At 67.6% G+C, this 21,345-nt stretch carries 18 protein-coding genes; 7 read left to right on the forward strand and 11 right to left on the reverse strand.

From position 1 onward, the window contains the following. Positions 1–8: 8 nt before the first annotated feature. Complete coding sequence (locus tag C0V75_RS16240; RefSeq protein WP_101922011.1) at positions 9–929, reverse strand: LysR family transcriptional regulator; 921 nt, start codon at positions 927–929, stop codon at positions 9–11. A 75-nt stretch (positions 930–1,004) separates the two neighbouring features. On the opposite strand from C0V75_RS16240, the gene C0V75_RS23015 reads away from it, so the two are divergent. The 6 genes from C0V75_RS23015 to C0V75_RS16270 all read left to right on the forward strand — a co-directional run bounded on the left by C0V75_RS23015 (position 1,005) and on the right by C0V75_RS16270 (position 10,111). Beyond that, positions 1,005–2,033, forward strand: a complete 1,029-nt coding sequence (locus C0V75_RS23015; protein ID WP_158241858.1) for an NAD(P)-binding domain-containing protein — start codon at positions 1,005–1,007, stop codon at positions 2,031–2,033. Then, entirely contained in the window at positions 2,030–2,584 is a 555-nt protein-coding gene (locus tag C0V75_RS16250; RefSeq protein WP_101922012.1) for an antibiotic biosynthesis monooxygenase, read from the forward strand. The genes C0V75_RS23015 and C0V75_RS16250 overlap by 4 nt, the downstream gene beginning before the upstream one ends. A gap of 12 nt (positions 2,585–2,596) precedes the next feature. Beyond that, positions 2,597–3,334 carry a type 1 glutamine amidotransferase domain-containing protein gene (locus tag C0V75_RS16255; protein ID WP_101922013.1) on the forward strand — a complete coding sequence of 246 codons (738 nt, stop codon included), beginning with the start codon at positions 2,597–2,599 and terminating at the stop codon, positions 3,332–3,334. 135 nt (positions 3,335–3,469) lie between these two features. Continuing rightward, positions 3,470–6,802 carry a DUF2126 domain-containing protein gene (locus C0V75_RS16260; RefSeq protein ID WP_101922014.1) on the forward strand — a complete coding sequence of 1,111 codons (3,333 nt, stop codon included), beginning with the start codon at positions 3,470–3,472 and terminating at the stop codon, positions 6,800–6,802. 7 nt (positions 6,803–6,809) lie between these two features. After that, positions 6,810–9,218 (forward strand): circularly permuted type 2 ATP-grasp protein, encoded by a 2,409-nt coding sequence (locus C0V75_RS16265; RefSeq protein WP_101922015.1) that lies wholly within the window; start codon positions 6,810–6,812, stop codon positions 9,216–9,218. Beyond that, positions 9,215–10,111 (forward strand): transglutaminase family protein, encoded by an 897-nt coding sequence (locus C0V75_RS16270; protein ID WP_101922016.1) that lies wholly within the window; start codon positions 9,215–9,217, stop codon positions 10,109–10,111. The genes C0V75_RS16265 and C0V75_RS16270 overlap by 4 nt, the downstream gene beginning before the upstream one ends. A 103-nt stretch (positions 10,112–10,214) precedes the next feature. Here the strand turns inward: C0V75_RS16270 and C0V75_RS23020 are convergent, their stop codons facing one another. The 9 genes from C0V75_RS23020 to C0V75_RS16310 form a co-directional block, all read right to left on the reverse strand. Further along, the gene (locus C0V75_RS23020) at positions 10,215–10,388 is read right to left on the reverse strand and encodes a hypothetical protein (protein WP_158241859.1); all 174 of its coding nucleotides are present in this window, start codon (positions 10,386–10,388) and stop codon (positions 10,215–10,217) included. 193 nt (positions 10,389–10,581) lie between these two features. After that, complete coding sequence (gene atzF / locus C0V75_RS16275) at positions 10,582–12,390, reverse strand: allophanate hydrolase (RefSeq protein WP_101922017.1); 1,809 nt, start codon at positions 12,388–12,390, stop codon at positions 10,582–10,584. Between the two features lie 8 nt (positions 12,391–12,398). Beyond that, positions 12,399–12,731, reverse strand: coding sequence for a cupin domain-containing protein (locus C0V75_RS24145; protein WP_101922018.1), 333 nt, complete (start codon positions 12,729–12,731; stop codon positions 12,399–12,401). Then, positions 12,724–13,401: a cysteine hydrolase family protein gene (locus C0V75_RS16285; protein ID WP_254216505.1), complete on the reverse strand. Its 678-nt coding sequence runs from the start codon at positions 13,399–13,401 to the stop codon at positions 12,724–12,726. Before C0V75_RS16285 ends, C0V75_RS24145 begins: the two co-directional genes overlap by 8 nt. Next, positions 13,398–14,948 carry an ABC transporter ATP-binding protein gene (locus tag C0V75_RS16290; protein ID WP_101922020.1) on the reverse strand — a complete coding sequence of 517 codons (1,551 nt, stop codon included), beginning with the start codon at positions 14,946–14,948 and terminating at the stop codon, positions 13,398–13,400. The genes C0V75_RS16285 and C0V75_RS16290 overlap by 4 nt, the downstream gene beginning before the upstream one ends. Beyond that, the gene (locus C0V75_RS16295) at positions 14,945–15,622 is read right to left on the reverse strand and encodes a cysteine hydrolase family protein (RefSeq protein WP_173861087.1); all 678 of its coding nucleotides are present in this window, start codon (positions 15,620–15,622) and stop codon (positions 14,945–14,947) included. Before C0V75_RS16295 ends, C0V75_RS16290 begins: the two co-directional genes overlap by 4 nt. A gap of 8 nt (positions 15,623–15,630) precedes the next feature. Further along, the gene (locus tag C0V75_RS16300; RefSeq protein ID WP_101922022.1) at positions 15,631–16,554 is read right to left on the reverse strand and encodes an ABC transporter permease; all 924 of its coding nucleotides are present in this window, start codon (positions 16,552–16,554) and stop codon (positions 15,631–15,633) included. A 4-nt stretch (positions 16,555–16,558) separates the two neighbouring features. Further along, entirely contained in the window at positions 16,559–17,638 is a 1,080-nt protein-coding gene (locus tag C0V75_RS16305) for an ABC transporter permease (RefSeq protein WP_101922023.1), read from the reverse strand. 12 nt (positions 17,639–17,650) lie between these two features. After that, entirely contained in the window at positions 17,651–18,805 is a 1,155-nt protein-coding gene (locus C0V75_RS16310; RefSeq protein ID WP_216821471.1) for a BMP family ABC transporter substrate-binding protein, read from the reverse strand. Between the two features lie 155 nt (positions 18,806–18,960). On the opposite strand from C0V75_RS16310, the gene C0V75_RS16315 reads away from it, so the two are divergent. Beyond that, positions 18,961–19,866 carry a LysR substrate-binding domain-containing protein gene (locus tag C0V75_RS16315; RefSeq protein ID WP_101922024.1) on the forward strand — a complete coding sequence of 302 codons (906 nt, stop codon included), beginning with the start codon at positions 18,961–18,963 and terminating at the stop codon, positions 19,864–19,866. A 154-nt stretch (positions 19,867–20,020) separates the two neighbouring features. Here the strand turns inward: C0V75_RS16315 and C0V75_RS16320 are convergent, their stop codons facing one another. Then, the gene (locus tag C0V75_RS16320) at positions 20,021–21,283 is read right to left on the reverse strand and encodes a DUF4010 domain-containing protein (protein ID WP_101922128.1); all 1,263 of its coding nucleotides are present in this window, start codon (positions 21,281–21,283) and stop codon (positions 20,021–20,023) included. Between the last annotated feature and the right edge of the window lie 62 nt (positions 21,284–21,345).

A 21,345-nucleotide genomic window follows, 5' to 3' on the forward strand; every position in this document is an offset into this window, starting at 1 on the left:
GCCCGCGCCTAGTGTTGAACGAGCAAGGACACCTGTTCCGTCAGCCAGCGCCGCCGCGCATCTGCCTCGTCACGGCGGTGCCAATAGGCCGAAACGGCAAAGCTGCGCACGGGCAAGGGCGGTTCGGCCAGACGCAGGCCGAAGCCGGGGGCGAAGGCCGCCGCGATACGCGCCGGTAAGGTGACCAGCGCGCCCGACTGCGCCACCGCCGCCAGCGCGGGCAGAAAGGCAGGCAGCCCAAGGATGATGCGCCGCTGCCGCCCCATCCGCTCCAGTTGCGCATCCACCACCCCGCGCAGATCGCCCCCCGGCGACACCAGCACGTGATCGGCGGCGCAATAGGCATCAAGTCCGATCACCGGCGCATCCGGCAAGGCGGCGGGCAGGCCCGCGACCAGATAGCCTTCGTCATACAGGACCTGACGCGAGATCGTCTCGGGCAGGTCGGGGATCAGGCCGAAGGCCAGATCGGCCCGCCCCTCGGTCAGGGCCTCGACCGCCGCCGCCCGCCCCAAGGGCAGGACAGACAGCGTCAGCCCCGGCGCGACCTGCCGCAGATGCCCGGCCAGACGTGGCACCAGCGCCGCCTGTTCGGCGTCCAGCGCCGCAATCCGCACGACGCCCCGCGCTGCCGCCGGATCGAAGGCCCGGACCGCCCCCAAAGCCCCGCGCAGCATTTCCACCGCCTGCCCGACCGGCGCCTCCAGCGCCAGCGCCGCTGCCGTCGGCTCCATCCCATGCGGGCGGCGGAGGAAGAGGTCATCCCCGAACACCTCGCGCAGCCGCCGCAGGGCCTGACTGATCGCCGACTGTGTCAGGCCAAGCTCGGCCGCCACCGTGGTGGCCTTGCGATGCCGCAGCAGGCCCAGAAAAACCAGAAGCAGCGTCAGATCCAGGCGGCGGAGTTCATTCTGACTTAACTCAGACATTAGCCTTATTCGTTTTTGTTTCAGTCATCTCCTGCTTATCCCTCCTGAAACGGGATGAGCAAGGGAAAGACGCGGATGAAGATCGCCATCATCGGGACGGGAAATGTGGGATCGGCCATCGCCCGGGGCCTTGCGGGAAAGGGCCATGCCGTGATGCTGGGCGCGCGCGACCCGGGGACAGAGGGCGTTACCCGACTTGCCGCCGAAACTGGAGCCAGGCCAGCCGCCCCCCGCGCTGCCGCCGAGGCGGCTGATGTCGTCCTGCTCGCCCTGCCCTGGGCTGCCGCCGCCACGGCCATCGCGGATCTCGGTCCGCTGGCGGGCAAGGTGGTGATCGACTGCATGAACCCGCTGGGCATGGTCGATGGCGCGCTCGGCCTGATGATCGGCCATTCCACCAGCGGGGCCGAGAGGGTGCAGTCCCTTCTGCCGCAGGCGCGAGTGGTCAAGACCCTCAATCAGGTGGGGGCCGAGGTGATGGCCCGCAACGCCCACCTGCCCCACCGGCCCGTGCAGTTCATGGCGGGCGACGACGGCGCGGCCAAGGCCATGGCGGCGGACTTGCTGCGCGACCTTGGCTTCGACCCGCTCGATGCCGGCGGCCTGACCAAGGCGCGGCTTCTGGAACCCTTGGCCATGGTCTGGATCAATCAGGCGATCCTGCGCGGCAAGGGCCGCGACTGGGCCTTCGCGGCCGTCCAAGGCACCCCCAGAGAGGAGAGAACAATGTCCGACACCCTCCACGCCTCCTGCCATTGCGGTTTGGTGCAGATCGACCTTCCCGCCGCTGCAGCCGGAGTGCTGGCCTGCCATTGCGGCGATTGCCAGAAGATGCACGGCAATTTCAACGCCTTCCTCGCCGCCCCCATCGCCGACATCACCCTGACGGGGGGCGAGGCACTGGTCTGGTATCAGTCGTCCGAGGCATCACGCCGCGCCTTCTGCGGCACCTGCGGGGCGCGCGTTCTGAAGGAAGTCACCGCCGCCGGGCGCTGGCTTGTCTCCGCCGGGCTGGTCGATGGTCCCACGGGCAAACGCATCGTCAGGAACCTGTGGGAACAGTCCCGACCCGACTGGTACGACCTGCCTCAGGTTTCCGCATGACCGAAGCCGTCACCATCCTTGTCCGCCGCCGGGTTAGGCCGGGGCGCGAGGCGGCCTATGAGTCCTGGCTCGCCCGCCTGACAGAAGGTGCCGCGCGCGACTTTCCCGGCTATGTGGGGGCGGAATTCCACCGCCCCGCCGCACCGGGCGAGGCCTATCGCAGCCTCTTCCGCTTTGACAGTCTGGCGCATCTGGAGGCCTTCGAACGCTCTGCCTTCCGCGCCCGGATGCTGGAGGAAGGCGCCGATCTCTTTGCCGCCGATGCGGTCTGGGACCGCATGACCGGCCTCGAATTCTGGTTCGATCCGCCCGCGGGGACCAAGGTGCCGCAGCCCAGCCCGCACCGCATGGCGCTGGTGCTGGTGGCGGTGGTTTTCCTGCTGGTGCTGATCCTGAACCTGACGCTCGGCCCGCTGATGCAGGGCTGGCCCCTGCCGCTGCGCCTGTTCGTCATGGTCACGATCCAGGTCGGGCTGATGACCTATGTCATCATGCCCCGCCTGACGCCCCGGATCGCCCGCTTCATCTATCCCCGCACAACAACCCATTGAAAGGTAAACACAATGTCTGCATCCATCGACATCCACGGCAGCAAGAAGGTGCTGATGATCGCCGCCAATCCCGGCACCTCCCCCACCACCGGCTGGCCCATCGGTTTCTGGTGGGCGGAACTGACCCATCCCTACTGGACCTTTGCCGAAGCCGGCTATCAGATCGACATCGTCAGCCCAAAGGGCGGCGATCTGGTCGCCGACGGCTATTCCGACCCCGAAGATGCCAGCGGCTATTCCGCCCATGACATCCTCTCGCTGGGCTTCAAGACATCCGCACCCCATGCGGCGCTGCTCAAGGGCACGAAATCCATCGCCGAAGTGGACCCCGCCGCCTATGACGCGATCTTCGTCGCTGGCGGGCAGTCGCCTATGGTCACGATGATCGACGACGCCGCCCTGCACGCCTTCGTCGCCCGCAGCTACGAGGCGGGAAAGATCGTCGCCATCGTCTGCCACGGCACCTGCATCCTTCTGAAGACGCGGCTGTCGAATGGCGAGTTGCTGGTGAAGGGCAAGACCTGGACAGGATTTGCCAATTCCGAAGAGGCCTTCGCCGATGCCTTCGTGGGCAAGCGCATTCAGCCCTTCTGGATCGAGGAAGAAGCGAAGAAAATGGCCGATACCAACTTCGTCACCGCAAACATGTTCAAGCCCTTCGCCCTGCGCGACGGAAACCTGATCACCGGACAGCAGCAGTATTCCGGCGCGGCGGCGGCGGAACTGGTGGTGCAGGCCCTCGGTCGCTGACCGCGACCTGATCGAAAAACAGGCAGAGTGGCGGGAAAACGGGCGGGGGCAACCATGCTTGCCCCACCCCACCCGCCGCTTTCGTTTGCAGCCCTGCCCCGGCCTGCTACTGCTGGTTCCAACGAAGGAGCCTCAATGTCCATCAAGGCCAGCATCCACCACCTGACGCATTACATCTATGACCGCCCGGTCACGCTGGGCCCGCAGATCATCCGCCTGCGCCCCGCCCCGCACAGCCGCACACGGGTCCTGTCCCATTCGCTGAAGGTCCACCCCTCCAATCATTTCGTGAACCTCCAGCAAGACCCTTACGGCAACTGGCTCGCGCGCTTCGTCTTTCCCGAACCGGTGCGCGAGCTGAAGATCGAGGTCGATCTTGTCGCCGACATGACGGTCTACAACCCCTTCGACTTCTTCGTCGAAGACAGCGCCGAGACCTGGCCCTTCGACTATCCCGCCGATCTGGTGGATGATCTTGTGATCTATCGCCGCGCCGATCCGGTGGGTCCGTTGTTGCAGGCCTTCCTTGACGCCACCCCGCGCGACCGCATCCGCACCGTCGATTTCGTCGTGGCCCTGAATGCGCGCATCGCCCGCGAGGTGGGCTATACGATCCGCATGGAACCCGGCGTGCAGACGCCCGAAGAAACTCTGGGCAAGGCCATCGGGTCCTGCCGCGATTCCTCGTGGCTCCTGGTGCAGGCGCTGCGCCATCTCGGTTTCGCCGCCCGCTTCGTGTCAGGCTACCTGATCCAGTTGAAGCCCGATCTCAAGGCGCTCGACGGCCCCTCGGGGACCGAGGTGGATTTCACCGATCTCCATGCCTGGTGCGAGGTCTATATCCCCGGCGCAGGCTGGATCGGGCTTGACCCGACTTCCGGCCTTCTGACCGGGGAAAGCCATATCCCGCTGGCTGCCACACCCCATTACCGCCATGCTGCCCCCATCGCGGGGGGCTTTTCCGCCGCAGGCGTGCCGGAGGTGGATTTCCGCTTCGACATGCAGGTCGCCCGCGTCTCGGAACATCCGCGCATCACCAAACCCTTTTCCGAGGAGAGCTGGCAGGCGCTGGATGCGCTTGGCCGCAAGGTCGATCAGGTTCTGGCCGAGAATGACGTTCGCCTGACGATGGGGGGCGAGCCGACCTTCGTCTCCATCGACGATTTCGAAAGTGCGGAATGGAACACCGCCGCCGTGGGGCCGACGAAACGCACCCTCGCCGACCGGCTGATCCGGCGGCTGCGGCGGCGTTTCGCGCCCGGCGGCTTCCTGCATTACGGGCAGGGGAAATGGTATCCGGGCGAGACGCTGCCGCGCTGGACCTTCTCCCTTTACTGGCGCAACGATGGCCAGCCGATCTGGCAAAACCCCGACCTCATCGCCGAGGAAGGCGTCGATCAGGGCGCGACGGCCCGGCAGGCCGAGGCCCTGATGCAGGAGATCGCGGCGGAACTGGAGATTCCCGCCGATCACGTCCTGCCCGCCTTCGAAGACCCCGCCGAGTGGCTGGTCAAGGAAGCCAACCTTCCCGCCAATGTCACGCCCGAGAACTCGGAACTCGAAGACCCGGAAGCCCGCCACCGCATCGCGCAGGTCTTCGCGCGCGGGCTGACAAAGCCCGTTGGCTATGTCCTGCCCGTGCAGCCCTGGCAGGGCAAGGGCGGGCGGCGGAAGTGGAATTCCGAACGCTGGCGTCTGCGGCGGGGCAAGCTGCTGCTGGTGCCCGGTGACAGCCCGGTCGGCTATCGCCTGCCGCTGGCCAGCCTGCCCTATCTGACGCCCGCGCAATACCCCTATGTCAACCCGATGGACCCGACCATCGAGCGTGCGCCTCTGCCCGAACCCCCGCCGCTTGACCCGGTGCCAAAGGCGCAGGCGCGGGCCAGTTTCGTGGCGGATGGCGCCGCACAGACCCGCGTCGAACAGATCACCACGGAAATCGACGGCCATGTCCGCACCGCCCTATCGGCCGAGGCGCGCGACGGGCGGCTTTGTGTCTTCATGCCACCCATGTCGGCGCTGGAGGATTACCTCGACCTCATCCATGTGGCCGAGGCGGCCGCATTGCGGCTGGGGCTGAAGCTGCATATCGAAGGCTATGCCCCGCCGCATGACCCGCGCCTGAACGTGATCCGCGTCGCCCCCGATCCCGGCGTGATCGAGGTGAACGTGCACCCGGCAGAAAGCTGGCAGGACTGCGTGTCGATCACGACCGGCGTCTATGAAGAGGCACGGCTGACGCGGCTGGGTGCCGACAAGTTCATGATCGACGGCAAGCATTGCGGCACCGGCGGCGGCAACCATGTCGTCGTGGGCGGACGCAGCACGCTGGACAGCCCCTTCCTGCGCAGGCCAGACCTGCTGGCCAGCCTGATCCTGCACTGGAACCGCCATCCGTCGCTGTCCTACCTTTTCTCCGGCCTCTTCATCGGCCCCACCAGCCAGGCCCCCCGCATCGACGAGGCGCGCCATGACGCGCTGTACGAAATGGAAATCGCGCTGGCCCAGATCCCCCCGCCGGGGCCGACGATGCCGCCCCAGCCCTGGCTGGTGGATCGCCTGCTGCGCAACATGCTGACCGACGTGACCGGCAACACCCATCGCGCCGAAATCTGCATCGACAAGCTCTACTCCCCCGACGGCCCCACCGGGCGGCTGGGTCTGGTGGAGTTCCGGGGCTTCGAGATGCCGCCCGATGCACGGATGAGCCTTGCCCAGCAACTCCTGATCCGCGCGCTCATCGCCCGCTTCTGGATCAGCCCGGCGCCGGGCCCGCTCACCCGCTGGGGCACCGCGCTGCATGACCGCTTCATGCTGCCGGACATGGTCTGGCAGGATTTCCGCGATGTGCTGACCGACCTGCGCCATCACGGCTTTGACCTGCGCGAGGAATGGTTCACCGCGCAAGCCGAATTCCGCTTCCCCTTCTGTGGCGAGGTCGAGGTGGAGGGCGCGCATCTGGAACTTCGGCAGGCGCTGGAACCCTGGCATGTGCTGGGCGAGACGGGGGCCATCGGCGGCACGGTCCGCTACACGGACAGTTCCACCGAACGGCTTCAGGTGAAACTGACCGCCGCCGATCCCTCCCGCTACCGCATCCTGTGCAACGGGCGCACGGCCCCGCTGACACCCATCGGCGGCGGGGTGGCCGTCGCGGGCGTGCGTTACAAGGCCTGGCAACCCGCATCGGCCATGCATCCGGCCATCCCGGTGCAGGCGCCGCTGACCTTTTCCATCTTCGACACCTGGTCGAACCGGGCGCTTGGCGGCTGCGTCTATCATGTGGCCCATCCGGGCGGGCGCAACTACGACACCTTCCCCGTCAATGGCAACGAGGCCGAGGCGCGGCGTCTGGCCCGGTTCCAGCCCTTCGGCTATGGCCCAGCGCAGGGTCTTGCGCCTCTGCCCGAGGCCCGTTCGGCAGAATTCCCGATGACGCTTGACCTGCGCCGCCCCGTCGGCCTCTAGTCGGGGGATGGATCGCAGCCCGGCACAGCAACAGGCAGGCAGCCCCCCGACCGCCGCCGCGCTCGGGATTTCGGCCTATCGTGCGCCACAGGGCTTGCAGGACGAGATGATGGATGCGGAAGGCCGCATCCGGCCCCTCTGGCAACCTCTGCTGGCCCATTTGCAGGACATGACGGACGAGGCGCGCATCCATGCCCTGTCCCGCGCGGATCAGTATCTGCGCGATTCCGGCGTCTTCTACCGCCAATACGGCGCCGGCCAGTCCACCGAACGGGCCTGGCCCCTGTCGCATATGCCCGTCCTGATCGCCGAAGAGGAATGGCACGGCATCTGCGCCGCCCTTGCCCAGCGGGCGGACCTTCTGGAACGGGTGATGGCCGATCTCTACGGCCCCAACCGCCTTGTGGCCGAAGGGCACCTGCCCGCCGCCCTGATCGCCGCCAATCCCGAATGGCTGCGCCCGATGGTCGGCATCCAGCCACGCTCGGGCCATTTCCTGCATTTCCTCGCCTTCGAGATCGGGCGCGGCCCGGATGGCAAATGGTGGGTGCTGGCAGACAGGACGCAGGCCCCCTCCGGTGCGGGCTTCGCGCTGGAGAACCGCGTCGCCACCAGCCGCGCCTTCGCCGATGTCTATCAGGGCCTGAATGTCCACCGTCTCGCCGGGTTCTTCCGCCTCTTCCGCGATGCCCTGCTGAACCTGCGGCCCGATCCTGTCGGGCGGGTGGCGATCCTGACACCCGGCCCCCTGAACGAAACCTATTACGAACATGCCTGGATCGCCCGCTACCTCGGCTTCACGCTGGTCCAGGGCGAGGATCTCGTGGTCAGCGACGGGCGGCTGATGGTCCGCACCGTATCCGGTCTGCGCTCGGTCGATGTGCTGTGGCGCAGGCTGGATTCCGGCTATGCCGATCCGCTGGAACTCAACCCGGCCAGCCGGATCGGCACGGCGGGGATGGTCTCGGCGCTGCGCGATCAGGGGCTGACCATGGTCAATGCCCTCGGCTCCGGTGTGCTGGAGACGCGCGCTCTCATGGCCTTCATGCCCAAGCTCGCGCTGCGGCTGCTTGGCAGCGAATTGATGATGCCCAATATCGCCACCTGGTGGTGCGGCGGCGCTGCGGAACGGGCGCAGGTCCTGGCCGATCCGTCTGGTCTGGTGCTCAGCGCCGCGCTGGGGACCGGCCTGCCCTTCGACCGGCTGGAAGACCCGGTCCTTGCCGACAGGCTCGACCCTGACGGTCTCGCCGCGATCCTCGACCGGCAGGGGGCCGACCATGTGGCGCAGGAGGTGGTCTCGCTCTCCACAACCCCTGCGCTGGTGAAGGGCCGGCTGGAGCCGCGCCCCCTGTCGCTGCGGGTCTTTCTGGCCCGCACCGCGCAGGGATGGCAGGCCATGCCGGGCGGCTTTGCCCGCATCGGCGCCTCGCAGGACCCAACTGCGCTGGCCATGCAGCGGGGCGGCAGCGCGGCGGATGTCTGGATCGTCAGCCCGCGCGAGGTTGCGCCCGACACCCTGGTCGAAGCCCGCGCCGGCGCCTATGCCCGCCCCGAACCGGGCGCCCTGCCCTCGCGCGCGGCCGACAACCTGTTCTGGCTTGGCCGCTATGTCGAACGGACCGAGATGATCGTCCGCCTTCTGCGCGCCCGCAACATGCGGCTTGCCGAAAGCGGCCAGGCCGCGCAGCCCTTGCTCAAGACGATGGATGGCCTTCTCGGCGCCTATGACGTCGATCCGTCTGCGGGAATCCCGCAGGGGCTGATCGCCGTGCTCGACAGCGCCGTCGCCAGTGCCGCACAGGTGCGGGACCGCTTCTCGCCCGATGGCTGGAACGCCCTCTCGGACCTGTCGAAATCCATGCGCCGGATGGGTGGCCACCTGCATCCGGGCGATGATGCCGCCCGCGCCCATTCCATCCTTCTGCGCAAGCTCGCAGGCTTTTCCGGCCTCGTGCATGAAAACATGTACCGCTTCCTCGGCTGGCGCTTCCTGACCATCGGGCGCACGCTGGAACGCGGCATGGGCATCGCAGGCATCCTTGCCCTCCTCGGAGATCCCGAGGCGCCCCCCGGCGCGCTTGATCTGGCCATCGAACTGGGCGACAGCATCCTGACCCATCGCCGCCGCTTCACCGTCGCCGCCTCGCGCGAGACGGTGATCGACCTTCTCGCCCTCGATCCGATGAATCCCCGGTCGCTCAGAAACCAGATCGACGGAATGGCCGCTCAGGTCGAGATGCTGCCCGGTGCTGCCCGTTCGGGCGTCCTGTCCCCCCTCGCCCGCGCCATGCTGCGCTTGCAGACCGACGCCGCGACGAGCCAGCCTGAAACGCTGGATGGCGCCGCGCTTCTGGCGCTCCGGGGCGACATGGCCGCCCTCTCCGACCTTCTGACGGAGACTTACCTGCGGTGACGGTTTATGCGCTGACCCTCAGGATCCAGTACAGCTTTTCCCCCCCGGTGGGCGGCGGGCGACAGCATCTGCGCATCCTGCCCGCCACCCTGCCCTTGCAGCAGGAGGTGCGGAATTGCCGCCTCTCCCTCGCGCCCGATCCGCTGGATCGCCGCGACTTCACCGATTTCTTCGGGACGCGGGTGATCGAGATCGCCCTTCCACCCGGCATGACCGATTTCGCCCTCACGTTGACGGCCGAGGTGGATCGTCGCCTGCCCTCACCCGGCCTCGACGTTTCACCCTCGCTCGGCGATCTTCAGGCCGAGATCGCCACCCATACCGGCCTTGATCCTGCCGCCCCTCATCATTTCCTGCCACCGTCTCCGCGCATTCCCGAGGATGCCGCCATCGCGGCCTTCGCCCGGCAGGCCACCGCAGGGGCAGAAACCGTTCGCTCTGCCGTTGCGGCGCTCGGGCGGGCCTTGAACACGGCGATGGTCTTCGACAGCCAGGCGACCGATGTGGACACCCCCCCTGACCGCGCCTTCGCCCAGGGGCGTGGCGTCTGTCAGGACTTCGCCCAGATCATGATCGGCGGGCTTCGCGCGCTGGGAATACCCGCGGCCTATGTCTCGGGCTATCTGCGCACGCAGCCCCCGCCCGGCCAGCCGCGCCTGACCGGCGCCGATGCGATGCATGCCTGGGTGCAGGCCTGGACGGGGCTGGACAGCGGCTGGGTGGACTACGACCCGACCAATGCCTGCTTCGCCAGTGACGGCCATATCCGCATCGGCTTCGGCCGCGATTACGGCGATGTCGCCCCGGTGGCCGGGATGCTGCGCCTTGGCGGTGGACAACAGGGCAGCCACAGCGTCGATCTGGTCGAGATCATGCGCAACCCTTCGTCCTGACACCGCAGCGCTTCACGCCGAAACTTCAGCGTCGGTCTGTTCCCGTTTCCCATGGATCGCCTGCCCGTTCCTCGGCTCGTGCTCTCCACTTTTTCCGGGCAAGTCAAAACTCATCCTGGAACCGCAAGGTCTTCAGGAACGCAATCTGCTCGGCGAGGCGAAAGTCGATGCCTGGCAGTTTGCGCGGCTGCGCCAGATCAACGCTCAGATGCCCATCGTTGAAGAGAGGCTCGTAATAATGGTCCCGCAGCGGATAGACACCCACCCGCTTGAGCATCGCGGAACACCTCGGAAAGCCCGCGCAATGCTTCCGGAAAAAGGCCATTGGAACGGCGGAGAGGCGAAGAAACGGCAGCAGGTCAGTCCGGCACCACCGCCGCCGCGACCTCGACGGCCTTCAGATCGGGGCTTTATCCCCCTTGCAGCATCTGGCGCATCACGGCGGGATCGACCGCACTTCGCGCCCGGCCTCAGCCTTGCCGCGCCAGAAAGGCCCGCCAGCCGCCCAGCGCGGTGATCTCCTCCGCGCCCTGCACCCCCTCTGCCTCGGCCAGAAAACCCACGGCAAGGCGACCATCGGCCAGTTCCACCTTCCCCAAACCAAGCGGCGACGGGATCAGCGACAGGAAGGCCCCAACCTGCGCCAGAGGCAAAGCCCAGACTTCCACCTCGATCGCCGCCCCCTCGGCCGCACGGATCATGCCCGGCCGCGCAGGCGGCGGCCCCGGCAGGCGGAACAGCCGATAGCAGGGCGCGGTCTGCGTCCGCTCCAGAAACCGCCCGCCAAGTCCGGCGATCTGCGGATTGAGCGGCAGCCCCGTCATATGCGCGCCGACCAGAACCACCGCCATCTCGTCGGGCAAGGCCGCCGCCTTGGGCTCCGGCACCGAAGGCAGGGTCCAGCCCGTCGCACCAAGAGGCGACCCCGCCTCGGTCTGGATGACCTGCGCCAGAGCCGCGATCTTCGCGTCTTCCCCCGCGCGCGCCAGCAGCGTCACGCTGCCGGGGCGCCCGTCCCCGCGCGGGCCGGTCGGCACAGCGATCCCGCACATGTCCAGCAGGTTCACGAAATTCGTATAGGTGCCAAGGCGGCTGTTCGGGCCAATCGGATCGGCCTCCAGATCAGCGACGGTGTAGAAGGTCGGGATCGTCGGCACGACCAGAAGGTCCAGCCCGGCCATCGCCGCCATCGCCTGCCGTTTCAACGCGGCCAGCCGGTAGATGCCGCGGAAGGCATCCGCCGCCGAAAGCCGATCCGCCGACCCGATGATCCGGGCCGTCACGGGATGAAAGGCGTCCGGCTGCGTGCGGAACACCTGCTCCACCGCGGCCATCCGCTCGGCCACCCATGCCCCGTCATAAAGCATCCTCGCCACGTCATGGAACGGGGTGAAGTCCAGTTCGACCACATGGCAGCCCATCGCCTGCAAGGCCACAAGCTCGGCCTCGAACGAAGCGGCCTGTATCTCGTCGCCGAAGAACGCGATGCTCGCCGCATCCGGCACCCCGATCCGCAGCCCCGCCGGAACCGCCGCCAAAGGCGGGGCGGGCATCACCCGCGACCAGGGGTCGGCCGCATCGAAGGCGCAGGCCTGACGATGAACGCGCCAGGCATCCGCCACCGTCAGCCCGAAGATCGAAATCGTATCCAGCGTCCGGCAGGCCGGCACCATCCCCGTCCCCGACAGCGCCCCCAGCGACGGCTTCAACCCCACGATGTTGTTCAGCGCCGCAGGCACCCGCCCCGACCCCGCCGTATCCGTGCCAAGCGCGAAACTCACCAGCCCCCGCGCCACCGATACGGCCGATCCGCTGGATGATCCCCCGGGCACGATCTCGGGGTCCAGCGCGTTCCGCGGCACGCCATAGGGCGACCGCACCCCCACCAGCCCCGTCGCGAACTGATCGAGATTGGTCTTGCCGATCCAGATCGCCCCCGCCGCCCGCAACCGCGCCACCACGAAGGCATCCGCCTCGGGATGATAGGCAAAGGCCGGGCAGGCGGCTGTTGTCGGCGCGCCGGCCACGTCGATATTGTCCTTGATCGCGAAAGGGATACCCCAGAGCGGATAGGCCGAAGGATCGAAAGGTGGCAGCGCCGCCGCCTCGGCCAGCGCCGCCTCCCGGTCACGCAGATGCAGGAAGATGGCGGGGTCCTCTGCCGCCGCAATGCGGGCAAAGGCCTCGGCCATCACGGCAACCGGCGAAAGGCCCTCGGCATAGGCGGCATGAAGGCGTGCCACGTCGAAGGGCAGGTCAGGCAGGTCTGTCTTGGTCATTGTCTTTCTCAGGCCACGAATTCCACGGGCAGGTTCCATTGGATCAGCACGGTGCAGCCCGCTTCGGACCAGACCGAATGCTCCGTCCCCTCCGGGTTCAGGATCAGCGACCCGGCGGGGTAATCCCCGCGCTCGTCGCTCTGCACGCCCTCCAGCACCAGGATCGTCTCCAGCGCCGGATGACGATGGCGCGGCACGCCCGCCCCCGGGGCATAGCGCAACAGCGCCACGCCCGGCGCACCGGGGCGCAGCACGCAGATTTCCACCCCGTCGCGGAACGGACGGAATTCGCGCCCGCGCCAGGTGCCAAGCAGGGCGGCAAAGGCCTGCGGATCATCCATGCAACGCCTCGACGATCTCGGCCGTGGTCGCCGTCCAGCCGACGATGGCCCCCTGCGCCCGGATCATGGCAATGGCCGCTGCCTTGAACTCGGGGAAATAGCTGTCGGTCGCATCCTCGGCCAGCAGGCACAGAAAGCCCCGGTCATTCGCCTCGCGCATGGTGGTCTGCACGCAGACCTCGGTCGTCACCCCGGCAAAGATCAGCGTGGTCACCCCCAGCCGCTCCAGATGGGCCGACAGGTCGGTGGCATAGAAGGCCCCCTTCCCCGGCTTGTCGATCACCAGCTCGCCCGGCACCGGATAAAGCGCGGGCACGATATCGGCCCCCGGCTCCCCCGCGATGAGGATGCGCCCCATCGGGCCATGATCCCCGATCCGCAGGCTCGGATTGCCCCGGTCCCGCTTGGCGGGCGGCAGGTCGGAAAGGTCCGGGCGATGGCATTCCCGCGTATGGATCACCGGCACGCCCGCCTTGCGCGCCCCGCCGATCAGCGCCGCAACGGCAGGGATGATCGCCTGCAACCGCGTCACGTCATTGCCCAGCGTTTCCCCAAAGCCGCCTTGCTCCACGAAATCGCGCTGCATGTCGATGACGATCACCGCCGTCCTCGCCTTGTCGAAGGCAAAGGGAAAGGGCTGCGCCGCCTCGATGACCCGCATCCCGCTCATGCTGCATGCCCGCCCATGTAATGGCCGATCTCGGCGATCTTCGCCTCGGCGGCCGGCACCTCATAGGTGATCCGCCCTTCCGACATCACCAGCACGCGGTCCGACAGTTCCAGCACCTCATCCAGATCCTCGCTCATCAAGAGGACCGCCGCGCCCGCATTGCGCGCCGCGACGATCCGCGCGCGGATCTCCGACACCGCCGCGAAATCCAGCCCGAAACAGGGGTTGGAGATGACCAGCAGCTTCACCTCCCCCGTCAGTTCCCGCGCCAGCACCGCCCGCTGCACATTCCCCCCCGACAGCGCCGCGATCGGCCCATCGGGATCGGCCACCTTCACCTTGAACGCCCCGATCAGGTCGCGCGCCGCCGCCCGCATCTCGTTCGCCGACAGCCAGAACCGCCGCCCGGCCCCGTTCCGGTCAAAGCTGCGGAAGGCGATGTTCTCGATCACGCTCATCCTCGGCGCGCAGGCATTGCGCAGCGGCTCTTCCGGCAGGTAGCGCACCGCATGGCTCTGCGCCTCGGCCCGTGTGGCGCCATAGGGCACGCCCTGCACCCGGATCTCGCCCCCGCGCGCGGCGCGCTGCCCCGTCAGGACCTCCATCAATTCCATCTGCCCATTGCCCGAAATCCCCGCGATGCCCACGATCTCTCCGGCATGAACAGTCAGGCTTTCGACGGCGATCTCCTTCAACCCCGACCGGTCCGCCGCCTTCACCCCCCGCAGTTCCAGCATCGGCGCCCCACGCAGGCCGCTCCGCGCCACGGGGCGCTGTTCCTTCTCGGCCCCGATCATCATCGCAGCCATCTGCGCATGGCTCAGATCGGCCACATGCCCCTGCCCCACCAGCCGCCCCCGCCGCAGCACCGACACCTCATCGGCAAAGGCCGTGACCTCGCGGAACTTGTGGGTGATCATCAGGACCGAAATCTCCCCCGCCTCGCACAGCCCGCGCACATGGCCCAGCACCTCGTCGGCCTCGTCCGGCGTGAGGACCGAGGTGGGTTCGTCCAGGATCAGGAAGCGGCTGCCCAGATAAAGCTGTTTCAGGATTTCCAGCTTCTGCTTCTCGCCCGCCGCCAGCCGCGCCACCGGCTGATCCAGCGGCACACGAAAGGGCATCGCCGCCATGAAGGCCTCCAGCCCCGCCCGTTCCTTCGCCCAGTCGATCACCACCGGCGCATCGGCGCGCGAGATGACAAGATTCTCCGCCACCGTCAGCGAGGGGACCAGCGTGAAATGCTGATAGACCATCCCCATCCCCAACGCGCGCGCATCGCGGGGATCGGCAATCTCGGCCTCGCGCCGCCCCACCATCAACTGCCCCGCTGTCGCGTGGTAGAACCCCATGATGCATTTCACCAGCGTGGACTTGCCCGCCCCATTCTCGCCCAGCAGGGCATGGAAGGTGCCGGGGGCCACCCGGATCGACACATCCTCCAGCGCGGTAAAGCTGCCGAAGCGCATGGTCATCCCCACCGTCTCCACCTCCAGCGCGCCGGGGGGCAGGGGATCGGCGCCGATGGCCGTGACGGGGGGCCTCATGGCAGTGCCCCGATCAGGCTGGCGCTGTCGCTGACCGCGCCGAAGACGCCGCCCTGCATCGTCACCATCTTCAACGCCGCCGCATGGTTGCCCGCATCCGTCGCCCCGCAGCAATCCGAAAGCACGAGGCATTCGAACCCCCGGTCATTCGCCTCGCGCATCGTGGTCGAGACGCAGACATCCGTGGTGATGCCGGTCAGGATCAGGTTCTCGATCCCGCGCGTCCGCAGGATCAGTTCAAGGTCGGTCGCGCAGAAGGACCCCTTCCCCGGCTTGTCGATGATCGCCTCGCCCGGCAGCGGGTAAAGCTCGGGGATGATGTCCCAGCCGGGTTCGCCCCGGATCAGGATCTTGCCGCAGGGGCCGGGATCGCCGATCCCCGCCCCGATCTGCTGGCTGCGCCAGCGCTTGTTGGGCGGCAGGTCGGCCAGATCGGGCCTGTGCCCTTCGCGCGTGTGGATGATGTGATACCCCTTCGCCCGCATCGCCCCCAGCACCGCCTTGATCGGCGCGATGGGCGCCTGCGTCATCGACAGGTCATAGCCCATCATGTCCACATAACCGCCCTTGCCGCAGAAATCGGTCTGCATGTCGATGATGATCAGCGCGGTGTTTTCCGGCCGCAGATCTCCATTATATGGCCAGGCATAGGGATTGGCGTTGATCGTGGTCATCCTGCCCCTCATTTCGTGATGGAAAGTTCGCCCGGCGCCCCGGCCAAGGCGCGGTTCGGCGATGACGTGGCGATCAGCACGCCCAGCGTCAGCACGTAAGGCGCGGCGTAGAAGAGGTAATAGCCCTCCGTCACCCCCACCGATTGCAGCGCCGGACCCAGCGCCCCCGCGCCCCCGAACAGTAGCGCCGCCCAGAAGCAGTTGACCGGCTGCCAGCGCGCAAAGATCACCAGCGCCACGGCCATCAGGCCCTGCCCGCTGGAAATCCCTTCGTTCCAGCTTCCGGGATAGAACAGCGACAGATAGGCCCCGCCCACCCCCGCAAAGGCCCCGCCCAGCGCCGTCGCCATCGTCCGGATCACGGCAGGCCGCAGCCCCATCGCCCGCGCCGCATCGGTGCTGTCGCCCACCACCCGCAGGATCAGGCCCGGCCGGGTGGACCGCAGCCCCCAATGCAGCACCAGCGCCGCCGCAATGCCCGCCAGGAACAGCACATTCACATTCAGCGCCGCCTGCACCTGCGGCACCTCGGACCACCAGCCAAAGGGGATCGACGGCAGGTCGGGCGCCACCGGCTGGATGAAGGGCTTGCCGAAATAGAAGGCCAGCCCCGTGCCCAGAAGCATCATCGCGATGCCGATGGCGATGTCATTCACCCGCGCCATCGAACAGATCAGCCCATGCACCAGCCCGAACACCGCCCCCGCCAGCGCCGCCAGCAGCACCCCGGCCCAGGGGTCGCCCGTGATCACCGCCGTCGCATAGCCCGCCATCGCCCCGAAGACGAGCGTCCCCTCCAGCCCCAGATTGATCCGCCCCGACCGTTCCGTCAGCATCTCGCCCAGCGACACGAAGAGGATCGGCGTGGACACCCGGATCGCGCCGCCCAGCACGGCAAGGGGAACCGCCCACCAGCCCAGATCATTCTCCATCGCCCTACCCCTTCGCCTTGAAGAACGGCAGCCGGCCATAGGCCGCGTCCGACATCAGGATCGCCATGAACACGATGCCCTGAAGCACCTGCATCGTGGCATCCGGCAGGTCCATCCGCCGCTGGATCAGCCCGGACGACGCATCGAACCCCGCCAGCAGCACCGCGACCGGCAGGATGGCCAGCCCGTTATGCCGGGCGAGGAACGCGATCAGGATGCCGGTATAGCCATAGCCGGCGGCCAGCGAGGCATTGGCCGACCCATGCACCGCCGCCACCTCGAAGAACCCGGCCAACCCCGCGCAGGCCCCGCCCAGCGCCGTGAAGCCAAGGATCAGCCGCCCCACGGGCAGGCCCTGCACCTCGGCCGCCCGCACATTCCCGCCCGCGATCCGCGCGGCAAAGCCCCAGCTCGTCCGCTCCACCAGAACCCAGGCCACGACACAGGCGATGATGCCGAAGACAAGGCCCCAATGCACATCCATCCCCGGCAGCATCCCGACCCGCAACCCCTCGGCCAGCGGCGCGGTCGAAGGTTTGTTCAGACTTTCAGGGTCGCGCAGCGGCCCCTCCACAAGGTGGTTCATCAGCGCGATGGCGATATAGGCCAGCAGCAGGCTCGATATCGTCTCATTCACGCCCCGGTAATGGCGCAGCGCGCCCGCCATCCCGATCCAGACCGCGCCCACCAGCATCGCGGCCAGCGCCATCAGCGGCAGTCCCACCGCCGCAGGCACCCCGGCCAGCGGCAGGGCCACCGCCCCGGCGGCCAGACCGCCCAGGACGATGGCCCCCTCTCCCCCGATCACGACAAGGCCCAGCCGCGCCGGCAGCGCCACACAAAGCGCCGCCAGCAGCAGCGGCGCAGCGCGCGACAGCGTGTTCATCCAGGAGAAGGCCGAACCAAAGGCCCCCTGCCAGACATAGCCGAAAAAGGCGATGGGCGATTTTCCCTGTGTCAGCAGGAACAGCGCAAAGACAGCCAGCCCCGCCAGCAGCGCCAGAACCGGGATCACCACCGGCTCGGCCCGGCGCAGGGCCGCCATGGCCCCGCCCCCTGTCCCCTGCGCCTCGACCACCGCCATCACCTTGCCCCCTTACGACGTCGAACCGATGACACCCTCGACCAGGTAGCCCATGCCCTCCAGCACCGGGTCGGTCTCGAGGAAGGCTTCGCCATCGGCGGCAACCACATTGCCCTGATTGTCCTTCAGCGGCCCCTTGATGACGCTGAACCCGCCTTTCTCGATCTCGGCCTTCACCGCCTCGAACTGCGCGCGCCCCGCTTCCGGCACGGCAGGCCCAAGCGGCGACATCTTGATGAACCCGTCCGCCAGGCCGCCGCGCACGAAATTCGGGATCGCCTCGCCCGCCAGCGTGGCCGTGACCATGTCGGTATAGACCTTGGCCCAGTTCCACTCCGCCCCGGTCAGGTATTTCTCCGGCGCCAGCGACGACTGATCCGCGTGATAGCCGCAGACGAAGGCGCCGCGCCCCGCCGCCGTCTCCACCACGACCTTCGGCCCGTCCACATGGCAGGTGATCACGTCGCAGCCCGCATCCACCAGCGCATTGGTGGCCTCCGCCTCCTTCACCGCCAGCGACCATTCGCCGGTAAAGATCACCTGGCAGGTGATCGTCGGATCAACCGACCGCGCCCCCAGAAGGAAGGAGTTGATGTTCAGCAGGACCTGCGGAATGGGCTTGGCCGCCACGAAACCGATCTTCTTGCTGACGGAAACATGTCCGGCCGCGATGCCGTTCAGATACTGCCCCATCCCGATATAGCCGAAATAGCTGCCCACATTGGCCGGGTGCTTGTCCGCCGACCACAGGCCGCCGCAATGCTGGAACCGCACATCCGGGTTGTTCGGGGCAAGCGTCAGGATATGGGGGTCGAAATATCCGAAGGAGGTCGGGAACAGGAGCGTCGCCCCGTCCAGATTGATCATCGATTCCATCGACTTCTGCACATCCTGCGTCTCGGGGACGTTCTCCTCTTCGACGACCGTCACGCCCTCCATCGCCTTCACCGCCGCCGCACCGATGGCATGGGACTGGTTGTAACCGAAATCATCCCGCGGGCCGACATAGATGAAGCCCACGGTCAGCCCCGCCTGCGCCCGCGCCGCGCCCGGCAGCGCCGAAAGGGCGGCCATCCCGCCCAGCGCGGCCGTGCCGCGCAACAGATCGCGCCGCGACAGCAGCGACGGGGAGGACAGACGCGGGGAGGCCGGGCGGAAGACGGTCATTCACACTCTCCATGTTGGGTTCCGGGGCTGCGCCAGGTCCGGGTTCCGGCCCGCGACTCGCCCCTGTCATTGTTTCTGCAATGCAGAATGCGGAATTGCACCGATGCCGTCTTGTGCTAAGTTTGCACTTAACCGCTGCAAGAAATGCATCACTCATGCGCGCCCTCACGCCCCATCAGTTCATCGACGTCATCGCCCGCGCCGGCTCCATCCGGAAGGCGGCCGAGGCGCTGGCCATCACCTCCACCGCGCTGAACCGCCGCGTGCTGGCGCTGGAAGAGGAACTGGGCGTTCCCATCTTCGAACGCCTGCCCCGCGGCGTCCGCCTGTCCACGGCGGGCGAACTCCTCGTCACCCACCTGCGCCATCAGGCCTCCGATTTCGAACGCCTGCGCAGCCAGCTTGCCGATCTCGCCGGGGCAAGGCGGGGCCATGTCTCCATCGCCTGTTCACAGGCCCTCCTGCCCTTCTTCCTGCCCGAACAGATCGGCCGCTACCGGCGCGACCATCCCGGCGTCACCTTCGCCGTCCACCTGCGCGACCGCGCAGCGGCCGAGGCCGCGCTTGTCGAACATGACGCCGACCTCGCGCTGATCTTCGAACCGATCCGCCTGTCCGAGGTGCAGATCCTCGCCTCGGTCCGCCAGCAGATCCACGCCGTCATGGCCACCGATCACCCGCTCGCCGCGCGCGACACCGTCCGCCTGCGCGATTGCGCGGCCTATCCCGTGGGCCTGCCCACCGCGCAATACGGCGTCCGCGCCCTGATCGACCTCGCCCTCGTGCGCTTTTCCATCCGCCTGCGCACCGTGCTGGAATCGGACAATTTCGACTTTCTTCGCCGCTATCCGGCGCAGGAACAGCTCATTTCCTTCCAGATTCCGATAGGCCTGCCCGAAGCCCCGGGAACCGAGGGCGTGGTCTCCCGCCCTGTGGATACCCGCGACATCCCCGAAGGCCGCCTCTATCTCTGCCAGTTGCGCGGCCGCACCCTGCCCGTCGCCGCCGCCAAATTCGCGGCCCAGGTCGAAGGCACCCTTGCACAGCGGTATCACGGCTGACCGAAGCGCCGTCGCATCAGACGCCAACCCTGTCAGGCGCGCGCCACATCAGCGGCCCGCCTGCCCATCCACGAACCGTCCGCACCCGATCGGCAGCCGTCAGAAACCGTCCTGTTGTCCGCGATCTGCCCCCCGAACGGCAATTTCCCACGGCTCAGTGCCACAGCGGCCCGGTGAAGATGCCCAGCCAGCCCGCCATGGCAACAAGAACCAGACCGGGCGCAACCCGAAGGGCGAAAGCCCATCCGCCAGTGGCGCCCGCCATGACGATCTTCGTCACGGTGTTCGAGGTGAGACCGGCAAGGATCGGCACTGTTGCATCACTTGCGGCGACTTTCCCCGAGGCAACCAGCGTGGCCACCGAAATGGCCGCAGCATGGGTATCGACCAGCCCGCCGACAATGGCCGCCAGCAACACGCCCGTCCCGCCGAACCGATCCTGCAACGCGGCAGAGATCAGCAGCACGACAGCAAGGACCGAACCGAAGGCAAGCGCCGTCGTCAGGCTGAAAACGCTGCCCGTCCGCCCGGTGTCGCCGCCCGCATGGCGCGCGGCCAGACCCATGAAGACCGCCCCGTAAGCGACAGCGCATCCCCCGGCAAGCAGCAGAGGGCCTGACAGGGTGATCAAGGTCGGCATGCTGATGGCCGCGACCACCAGCGCCATCTGGATGATCGTCGCCACGCTGGACAGCACGGCACCTGCCACACAGGCGGGAAGAAGGTCCCTCGCTTTCCCGGCACGCGCGCCCATGGCGCCTATGGTTGCCGTGCTGGAAATGAAGCCCGAAATCGCCCCCGCAAGCGGCAGGCCGAACCGTGCCCCGAACAGACGGACCGCGACATAGCCCGCCGCGCTGATGGCCATGACCATGACGATCACGATCCAGATCGAATGGGGATTGAGTGCCAGATACGGCCCCATCGGCTGGTTCGGCACCAAGGGCAGGATGACCAGCGTCGCCGCCGCAAAGATCAGGGCATCATCCAGTTCGTCTTTCGAGATCACGGTGATGACAAGGTTGTGCAGCCAGGCCTTTGCATAAAGCAGCGCCGTGACAGTCACCGCGATGGCCGCAGCCGTCTGGGGTGACTGCATGCACATGCCCCCCAGAAGGGCCGTCAGGACAAGAACGATCTCCGTGGTCAGCCCGGGGTCCTGATCCTGCGCGCGCCAATAGGAAACAGCCGCCATCGCCGCGACACATGCCGTCAGAACGGCAAGCAGCAGGATTCCCCCAAGGCTGAACGCGACAGCGCCGGAGATTGCCGTGATCGTGAAGGTGCGGATGCCCGCCGGAGACCGCGTCGGACCCTCGCCCTTCCGCCGCTCGCGCTCAGCGCCGATCAGGGCGCCGACGGCCACCGCGCTGACCAGATTCAACACGGGCGTATCCGGGATCAGCAGATGTTCCATGGGGTCCGACAAGGCCTTGGTCCAGCACCCAAGAATAGGCCGCGCAGCCCCCCCGGCATTGA

Origin of the sequence: Tabrizicola sp. TH137 (assembly GCF_002855575.1) — a bacterium.
In the GTDB taxonomy this organism is placed as follows: Bacteria; Pseudomonadota; Alphaproteobacteria; order Rhodobacterales; family Rhodobacteraceae; genus Paragemmobacter.